The sequence below is a fragment of the Streptomyces sp. DI166 genome (genome assembly GCF_900091315.1).
Lineage (GTDB): Bacteria > Actinomycetota > Actinomycetes > Streptomycetales > Streptomycetaceae > Streptomyces > Streptomyces fuscus.
In genome coordinates this window covers 1-3,092 of record NZ_FLSP01000209.1, presented here as the reverse complement: position 1 = coordinate 3,092, position 3,092 = coordinate 1, and the positions used below count along the sequence as shown (strand labels likewise).

Genomic DNA, 3,092 nt, shown 5'->3' with positions numbered 1-3,092 from the left:
AGGAAACGGCGGAGACGGCGGAGACCGCCGCCGCCGACGAGCCCGCGCAGGCCGAGGAGGACGCCGCGCCCAAGGCCCGTACGCGGCGCCGCGCGACCCGGAAGGCGACCGCGCCCGCGGAGGCCGCCGTCACCGAGGCCGCCACCGACACCGAAGTCACCGAGTCCACCGAGCCCCCGCCGAAGACACCCCGGCCGCGTCCGAGGACGCCGCCCCCCGTCGTACCCGTCGGCGTGCCACGCGTCGTGCGTCCGCGCCCGCCGGGGCGCCCGACAGCGTGGAGGCTGCCGTGACCACTCCTGACGAGAGCACCGCGGACGAGAGCGTCACCGAGACGCCCGCGCCCGCCGCCGAGGCCGAGAAGCCGCAGGCCGAGAAGACCGGGACCGACAAGGCCGGCGCCGACAAGGCCGAGGCGGTCGAGGAGGCGGCCCCGCGTCGTCGTCGCCGGGTCGTGCGCGCCGCGGCCACGTTCTCCGAGCCCGCGCGGCCCGCGGAGGCGGAGCCCGAGGAGGAGCAGGCCCCGCGTCGTCCGGCGCGGCCCGCCGTCGCCGTCTTCCAGCCGCCCGTCTTCACCGAGCCCAGGTTCCAGACCCCCGAGCGCGCCGCCGCCGAGGCCGCCGCCGAGGTGTCGGACGAGTCCGTCGAGGCCGAGGAGACCGAGGAGTTCCCGGAGGAGCCGACCGGCGGTCGCCGTCGTCGCCGTCGCCGGGGTTCCGCTCCGGTGGAGGAGACCGAGACCGCACGTACCGAGAGCGCCCGTACCGAGGCCGCCGAGGACGAGGCGGACGAGGCCGAGGAGACCGCGGAGGACGCCGCCGAGGGCGAGGACACCGAGGAGACCGGGTCGCGCCGTCGCCGTCGCCGGGGCGGCCGTCGCCGTCGCCGCGGTGAGTCCGCCGAGTCCGACGCCGAGGGCGGCGAGGCCGGGGACGCCGAGTCCGAGGGCACCGCCGCCGAGCAGGCCGCGCAGGACGCCGAGGACACCGCCGAGCAGGAGGAAGAGGACGCCGACGAGGCCCGGGGCGAGGAGGGTGGCTCCTCCAGCTCCAGCAGCCGTCGCCGTCGCCGTCGTCGCCGCCGGGCCGGGGACAGCTCCACCGATGTCGAGCCGTCCGCCGACGACCCGGAGCGCACCGTCGTCAAGGTGCGCGAGCCGCGTCCGAAGTCCGAGCCGTCCGACGAGGTGCAGTCCATCAAGGGCTCGACCCGTCTGGAGGCCAAGAAGCAGCGCCGCCGCGAGGGCCGCGAGCAGGGCCGCCGCCGGGTCCCGATCATCACCGAGGCCGAGTTCCTGGCCCGCCGTGAGGCCGTGGAGCGCGTGATGGTGGTCCGCCAGCACGGCGACCGCACGCAGATCGGCGTCCTTGAGGACAACGTGCTCGTCGAGCACTACGTCAACAAGGAGCAGTCGACCTCGTACGTCGGCAACGTGTACCTGGGCAAGGTGCAGAACGTGCTGCCGTCGATGGAGGCCGCCTTCATCGACATCGGCAAGGGCCGCAACGCCGTGCTCTACGCCGGTGAGGTCAACTTCGAGGCGCTGGGCATGGCCAACGGCCCGCGCCGGATCGAGTCCGCCCTGAAGTCCGGCCAGTCGGTGCTCGTCCAGGTGACGAAGGACCCGATCGGGCACAAGGGCGCGCGTCTGACCAGCCAGGTCTCGCTGCCGGGCCGCTACCTCGTGTACGTGCCCGAGGGCTCCATGACCGGCATCAGCCGCAAGCTGCCCGACACCGAGCGGGCGCGGCTGAAGACCATCCTGAAGAAGATCGTCCCCGAGGACGCGGGCGTCATCGTCCGCACCGCAGCCGAGGGTGCCTCCGAGGACGAGCTGCGCCGTGACGTCGAGCGGCTCCAGGCGCAGTGGGAGGAGATCCAGAAGAAGGCCAAGAGCGGCAACGCCCCGACGCTGCTCTACGGCGAGCCGGACATGACGGTCCGGGTCGTCCGGGACATCTTCAACGAGGACTTCTCCAAGGTCGTCGTCAGCGGTGACGAGGCCTGGTCGACGATCCACGGGTACGTCTCGCACGTCGCCCCGGACCTCGCCGACCGGCTGCAGAAGTGGACCAGCGAGGTCGACGTCTTCGCCACGTACCGGATCGACGAGCAGCTCGCCAAGGCGCTGGACCGCAAGGTGTGGCTGCCCAGCGGCGGTTCGCTGGTGATCGACCGGACCGAGGCGATGGTCGTCGTCGACGTCAACACCGGCAAGTTCACCGGCCAGGGCGGCAACCTGGAGGAGACGGTCACCAGGAACAACCTGGAGGCGGCCGAGGAGATCGTGCGTCAGCTCAGGCTGCGCGACCTCGGCGGCATCATCGTGATCGACTTCATCGACATGGTGCTGGAGTCCAACCGGGACCTGGTGCTGCGGCGTCTGCTGGAGTGCCTGGGCCGGGACCGTACGAAGCACCAGGTCGCCGAGGTGACCTCGCTGGGTCTGGTGCAGATGACCCGCAAGCGGGTCGGCCAGGGCCTGCTGGAGTCGTTCTCCGAGACCTGCGTCCACTGCAACGGCCGCGGTGTCATCGTCCACATGGAGCAGCCGACCTCCTCCGGGGGCGGCGGCAAGCGCAAGAAGCGCGGGCGTGGCGGTGACGGGCACGTGCACGAGGCGGAGGCCGCGACGGCCGCCGTGGAGACGGCCGAGCCGGAGACGGAGACCGCCGCTGAGGTGGCGGCCGAGGTCGCCGAGCCGGTCGCGCTGCCCGCGCCGGAGTTCACCCCGGACGAGGAGCTGTACAGCTCGGTCGCCGAGGCGGAGGCCGCGGTCGCCCGCGGTGGCCGCACCCGGCGCCGCGCGAGCCGTCGCGCCTCGGCCCCGGCCGGTGCGCCCAAGGCTGAGGCCCCCAAGGCTGAGGCCCCCGCGGTTGAGGCTCCTGCCGAGGAGCAGGCGCCGACCGCCCAGGACGTGACCGTCGAGCAGGAGGTCGAGCGTCCGGTGCAGCCGGAGCCGGCCGCCGAGGCGAAGGCCGAGCCCGCCGCCGTGGAGGACGCGGTCGTCGAGACCCCGGCCGCCCCGGCCGCTCCGGCCGAGGAGGCCGCGCCCAAGGGCCGTACGCGCCGCCGTGCGACCCGCAAGGCGA

At 73.9% G+C, this 3,092-nt stretch carries 1 pseudogene; it reads left to right on the top strand.

The window, feature by feature from the left end:
• A pseudogene (locus GA0115233_RS39760) lies at positions 1-3,092 on the top strand (ribonuclease E/G); the annotation flags it as partial.